Annotated in this window: 3 protein-coding genes and 2 pseudogenes; all 5 read left to right on the top strand. The window is 63.1% G+C overall.

The features are described 5' to 3' along the window. Positions 1 to 118 precede the first annotated feature (118 nt). A pseudogene (locus tag ACOCD2_RS11400) lies at positions 119 to 274 on the top strand (transposase); the annotation flags it as partial. After that, positions 261 to 1,019, top strand: coding sequence for a DUF6920 family protein (locus ACOCD2_RS11395; protein WP_308214800.1), 759 nt, complete (start codon positions 261 to 263; stop codon positions 1,017 to 1,019). The pseudogene ACOCD2_RS11400 and the gene ACOCD2_RS11395, both read left to right, overlap by 14 nt. Before the next feature lie 74 nt (positions 1,020 to 1,093). Beyond that, the gene (imuA, locus tag ACOCD2_RS11390; RefSeq protein WP_293647693.1) at positions 1,094 to 1,717 is read left to right on the top strand and encodes a translesion DNA synthesis-associated protein ImuA; all 624 of its coding nucleotides are present in this window, start codon (positions 1,094 to 1,096) and stop codon (positions 1,715 to 1,717) included. Continuing rightward, the gene (locus ACOCD2_RS11385; protein ID WP_293647692.1) at positions 1,705 to 3,138 is read left to right on the top strand and encodes a Y-family DNA polymerase; all 1,434 of its coding nucleotides are present in this window, start codon (positions 1,705 to 1,707) and stop codon (positions 3,136 to 3,138) included. Before imuA ends, ACOCD2_RS11385 begins: the two co-directional genes overlap by 13 nt. After that, positions 3,138 to 5,573 (top strand): annotated as a pseudogene (locus tag ACOCD2_RS11380) (error-prone DNA polymerase); the annotation flags it as partial. The gene ACOCD2_RS11385 and the pseudogene ACOCD2_RS11380, both read left to right, overlap by 1 nt.

Below are 5,573 nucleotides of genomic sequence, written 5' to 3'. Positions count from 1 at the left end.
CAGCCAGCCTTCTCAGAAGGCTGGCATCAAAGCCCCCTTATAGGGGGCAAAAGGCAAGTCTGCGTTCTAAGAACGCAGATTTTTACTGGTTTTTCTCCTCTGAAACTCTAAACTCTAGCTGACCTATTTCAAACACCGAATCAGTAATGCTGTGGCTGAAGGGTTGAACTCCAAGATTCAGACGATCAAAGCCAATGCGCGAGGTTATCGATCCTTTGCAGGATTCAGAAACAGCATCCTGTTTTACTGCGGTGGCCTAGATATGGCGCCTTAGGCTTCACACGAATCTACGAAGAACCGATTTTTCATCACTGGCGGCGCTCCCGCCGCCCGTTTTCCGCTATTTCACCCGTGTGTTGCCGGAAGGGAAGCATCTGATCGGCAAGGTGGTGATGCATCAATCCGGCATGCTGCGAACCACGCCAAAGAGTGGCAAGTGGCTTTCCTTCGATGCGCAGGAAACGGTTGTGCCAGCGGCAAGGGGCTTTGTGTGGAATGCGCGGATAAAGCTGCCCCTTGGCGTGCATGTCCGTGTGCTGGACAGCAGTATTGCCGGCATCGGCTCGGGACGGCTCAGTCTCCTGTCTGTCCTGCCTCTTGCTGCGGAAAAAGGAACGCCGGAGCTGAATGCCGGTGCGCTGTATCGCTATCTTGCAGAGGCGGTATGGTGTCCTACCGCGCTGCTGCCCCAGTCCGGCGTGAAATGGACAGCCATCGACAACCACTCGGCCCTGGCGACCCTGTGTGTGAACGATCTCTGCGTTTCCCTGGAATTTCGTTTCACTGACACAGGGGAAGTCAGCAGCATCTACACGCCCGGCCGGTTTGCGCGTATCGGTGGCGAGTACCGGCAGCTTCCCTGGGAGGGGCATTTCGATGATTATCGGGTCATGTCGGGAGTTCGATTCCCTGCCTATGGTGAGGTGGGCTGGTATGTCGATGAACGTCTGGAAATTGTCTGGAAAGGGGAAATCCAGAATATTCAGTACGATGTATTTTTCGGGCCACTGAAAAAATAGATCGGGGGGTGTTTTTTTGCTGCAATTGTTCTATATTAGTTCTCCGTCTGGGTTGACAGGGTGCTGTCGGAACAATGAATGCAGAAGTAAAAACCGAGCTTGCCGTATTGCTGCGCCAGGGGGTGGTCTGGCGGGGTTCTTCGGCTGGGCGGGCGTCGGCGGCGGTGATCACCAGCGGCTTTCCTTCACTGGATGAACAGACAGGAGGTGGCTGGCCACGGGGGGCGCTGAGTGAAATCTTTTCACCGCAGGGGCTAGGGTTTTCCCTGTTGCTGCCGCTGCTGGCGGAACTGAGCCGGCAGCAACAGTGGCTGACCTGGGTGAATCCGCCCCATGTTCCCTATGCGCCAGCGCTGGAAGCGCGGCAGGTGAACATCGCCAGGGTGCTGCTGGTGAAAGTGCGCGATACGGAGCAGAGCCTGTGGGCGGCGGAGCAGGCGCTGCGTTCGGGAAACTGCTCCCTGGTGTTGTTGTGGGTGGAGCGGGTTTCCGCCACACGCATCCGGCGTCTGCAACTGGCGGCGGAAGAAAGCAACTGCATGGGCATCCTGTTCCGGCCCCTGCAGCAGCGCCAGCAGGCTTCCATGGCGGCCTTGCGCCTGCAGATCACGCCGGCAGGTGATGGCCTGCAGGTGCAGGTGCTCAAGCGTCGTGCGGGCTGGGGCGGAAAGCCCCTGTATCTGTCATGCTCTGGCTAGGTTTCTATTTTCCACAGCTGCCTCTGAGCATCTTTGCCGGGGAGCAGGCCGTGCCGCTGGCGGTGACCCGCCGGGAAAAAGGCCGGGACCTGATCGACCGCTGCAATGACTTGGCGCAGGCGCAGGGGATTCATGCCGGCATGCCCCTGAACACCGCCCTGTCCCTGTTGAGCAGTCTGCAGGTGCGTGAGCGGGACAGGGCGCGCGAGCAGCAGCAGCTGGAAGCGCTGGCGGGCTGGGCCTGGCAATACAGCTCGCGTATCAGTTTCGATCCTTTGCTGATGCTGCTGGAAGTGGGTGCCAGCCTGAAGCTGTTCAGCGGCTTTTCCTCCCTGCTGGAACGGATGCAGCAGGAACAGCCAGCAGCTGCCGACCTGCAGCACTGGGCGCTGGCGCCTTCACCGTCGGCGGCTGCGCTGCTGGCGCGTTACCGTCCAAAGACCCGCATCACCGATCCCGGGCAGTTGCCCGGACAGCTGGCGGATATTCCCCTGCAGCGCCTGACCCGCAGGCGCCAGGTGCTGGAACTGGTGCAGGGCATTGGCCTGGCCAGTATCGGCGATTGTCTGCAGCTTCCCCGGCCGGAGCTGGCGCGGCGGGCGGAACCGGAATTCGTGCTGCTGCTGGACCGCCTGCTGGGCCGGGTGCCCGATCCCCGTCCTCTGTGGCAGCCGCCGGAAGTCTTCGAACAGCGGCTGCTGCTGTTGCACGAGATCGGCCAGGCCGGTGCCCTGCTGTTTCCCGCCCGTCGCCTGGTGGAATCCCTGTGCGGCTTCCTGCGCGGTCGTGATGGCGTGGCGCAACGGCTGCAATGGCAGTTCCTGCACCGGGATGCTCCGCCCACGCTGCTGGCCCAGGGCATGCTCGCCCCCGGCCGGGAGGTGGAGTACATGCTGGAGATCTTCCGCCAGTCCCTGGAGCGCCTCAGCCTGCCGGAAGCCGTGGTGGAAATGGTGCTGCGGGTGGATGACTGGCAGGCATTTCAGGAGCAGGCCGGTGATCTGTTCGACAGCGGCGCCGGGGCGCAGGACAACAGTTTTCTGGAACGCCTGCGCGCGCGCATGGGCAGCGAGGCGGTGCAGGGCATACAGGTTCACCCTGATCACCGTCCGGAGCACGCCTGGCGCTATTGCGAGCCTCTGGAAAAGGCCGGGAGCGGGCAGGCTGTTTCCGTCAGTCACGGGCACCAGCCCATCTGGTTGCTGCCAAAACCCCAGTCCCTGCCGGTGCGCCGGGGCCGTCCCTGTTACCGGGGTGAGCTGCGGCTGCAGGTGTTTTCCCAGCGCATCGAAAGCGGCTGGTGGGACGATGCGGACGTGGCGCGGGATTATTACCGAGCCAGCAATCCCGCCGGGCAGCAACTGTGGATCTACCGGGACCGGCGCAGCGGCAAGTGGTTCCTGCAGGGTTTTTTCGACTGATGATCTACGCCGAGCTGCACTGCATTTCCAACTACAGCTTCCTGCGGGGCGCTTCCCGCCCGGAAGAACTGGTAAGCCGGGCGCAGGAGCAGGGCTATACTGCCCTGGCGATCACCGATGAGTGCAGCCTGGCCGGGGTGGTGCGCGCCCATGAGCAGGCGAAGCGCGTGGGCCTGAAGCTGATCATCGGCACGGAGCTGCGCCTGGACGATGGTCCGCGGCTGGTGCTGCTGGCCACCAACCGCCACGGTTATACGCAGCTGTGCAGGCTGATCACCCGGGGCAGGCGCAAGGCGGCCAAGGGTGCCTATGAACTGTACCGAAAAGACCTGGAAAACAGTCTGCCGGATTGTCTGGCCCTGTTCATTCCGCCCCGGGAACCGTCATGGGACGGGGCCGGGCTACAGTGGTTCGGGCGGGCTTTCTCCGGACGGGGCTGGCTGGCGGTCAACCTGCTGCGGGAAGGCGGGGATGAGCAGTATTTGCAGCAATGGCAGGCGGCGGCAAAAAACACGGCCTCCCGCTGGTGGCCACGGGTAATGTCTGCATGCATGTGCCGGCGCGGCGTCCCCTGCGGGACCTGTTGTCCGCCATTCGCCATCACTGCACCCTGGCGCAACTGGGCAGCCGGGCCTTGTTCAACGGGGAACGGCATTTGCGCGCCCTGGAAGATCTCCAGTCACTCTACCCGCCATCGCTGTTGCAGCAGAGCGTGGGCATCGCCCGGCGCTGCCGTTTTTCCCTGGACGAATTGCGCTACGACTATCCCGATGATGTCACGCCGGCGGGTGTGCAGCCCCAGGACTACCTGCGGCAGCTGGTGGAAAAGGGCAAAAAGGCGCGCTGGCCAGAAGGCTGTCCGGACAGGGTGCAGGCGCAGATCGAACATGAGCTGCGGCTGATAGACGAGCTGGACTATGCTGCCTACTTTCTTACCGTCTGGGACATCGTGGCCTTTGCCCGCGGGCAGCATATTCTCTGCCAGGGCCGGGGCTCGGCGGCCAATTCCGCCGTGTGCTACTGCCTGGGCATCACCGAGGTGGATCCGGCGCGCATGAATCTGCTGTTCGAGCGCTTCATCTCCCGGGAGCGCGGCGAGCCGCCGGACATCGACGTGGACTTCGAGCACGAGCGCCGTGAAGAGGTCATCCAGTACATCTATCGCAAATACGGCCGCGACCGCGCCGCCCTGGCGGCCACGGTGATCACCTACCGCCCCAGGAGCGCCCTGCGGGACACGGGCAAGGCCCTGGGCCTGTCCATGCAGCAGATCGAACAGCTGGTGCAGGCGGCCTCCGGCTGGCGCAGCCGGGGGGAAGTGCAGGGTGAGTGGCTGAAAGAGGCGGGTTTCGATCCGGACAACCCGCGCATTCGCCAGCTGTTGTGGCTGAGCAATGAGTTGCTGGGATTTCCTCGGCATCTGTCCCAGCATGTGGGTGGGTTCGTCATCAGCCGGGGCGGGCTGGAGGAGCTGGTGCCGGTGGAGAATGCCGCCATGCCCGAGCGCACCATCATCCAGTGGGACAAGGACGACCTGGAAGCCCTGGGGCTGCTCAAGGTGGATGTGCTGGCCCTGGGTATGCTCAGCGCCATTCGCCGGGCGCTGGCGGAGCTGAACCTGCGCCTGCAGGATATTCCCGCGGAAGATCCCCAAGTGTATGCCATGTTGTGCAAGGCCGATACGGTGGGGGTGTTCCAGGTCGAATCCCGCGCCCAGATGTCCATGCTGCCACGCCTGCGGCCGAAACATTTCTACGACCTGGTGGTGGAAGTGGCCATCATGCGTCCCGGCCCTATCCAGGGCGACATGGTGCATCCCTATCTGCGCCGCCGTCAGGGCCTGGAGCCGGTGGACTATCCCTCGGACGACGTGAAAGCCGTGCTGGAGCGCACCCTGGGCGTGCCCATCTTCCAGGAACAGGTGATCAGGCTCACCATGGTGGCGGCGGGCTTCACGCCGGGAGAGGCGGACCAGATCCGCCGTTCCATGGCAGCCTGGAAGCGACGGGGAGGCATGGACGTGTGGGAGCGCAAGCTCATGGCCGGCATGCGCGAGCGGGGTTATGCCGAGGAATATGCCCGGCGTATCTTCCGCCAGATCCAGGGCTTCGGCGATTACGGATTTCCCGAATCCCATGCCGCCAGCTTCGCCCTGCTGGTGTACGTGTCTGCCTGGATCAAATGCCACCATCCGGCGGTGTTCGCCATGGCGCTGCTCAACAGTCAGCCCATGGGCTTCTATGCTCCTGCGCAGCTGGTGCGCGATGCCCGGGAACACGGTGTGGAGGTGCTGCCGGCGGAGGTCAATGCCAGTGACTGGGACTGTATTTTGGAAAGGAAAAACCTGCGTCTGGGGCTGCGTCTGGTGAAAGGCCTGTCCGAGCAGGCTGCCCGGCGCCTGGTGCTGGCCCGGCAGACGGGTTCATTCGAAAATG

This window comes from Thiolapillus sp., assembly GCF_048562965.1.
Taxonomy (GTDB): Bacteria; Pseudomonadota; Gammaproteobacteria; order Chromatiales; family Chromatiaceae; genus Thiolapillus; species Thiolapillus brandeum_A.
This window is presented reverse-complemented; position numbering and strand designations above follow the sequence as displayed.

Excerpts from the sequence above, each read along its gene's own strand:
- imuA (WP_293647693.1), top strand. The coding sequence starts at position 1,094 with ATGAATGCAGAAGTAAAAACCGAGCTTGCCGTATTGCTGCGCCAGGGG.
- ACOCD2_RS11385 (WP_293647692.1), top strand. The coding sequence starts at position 1,705 with ATGCTCTGGCTAGGTTTCTATTTTCCACAGCTGCCTCTGAGCATCTTT.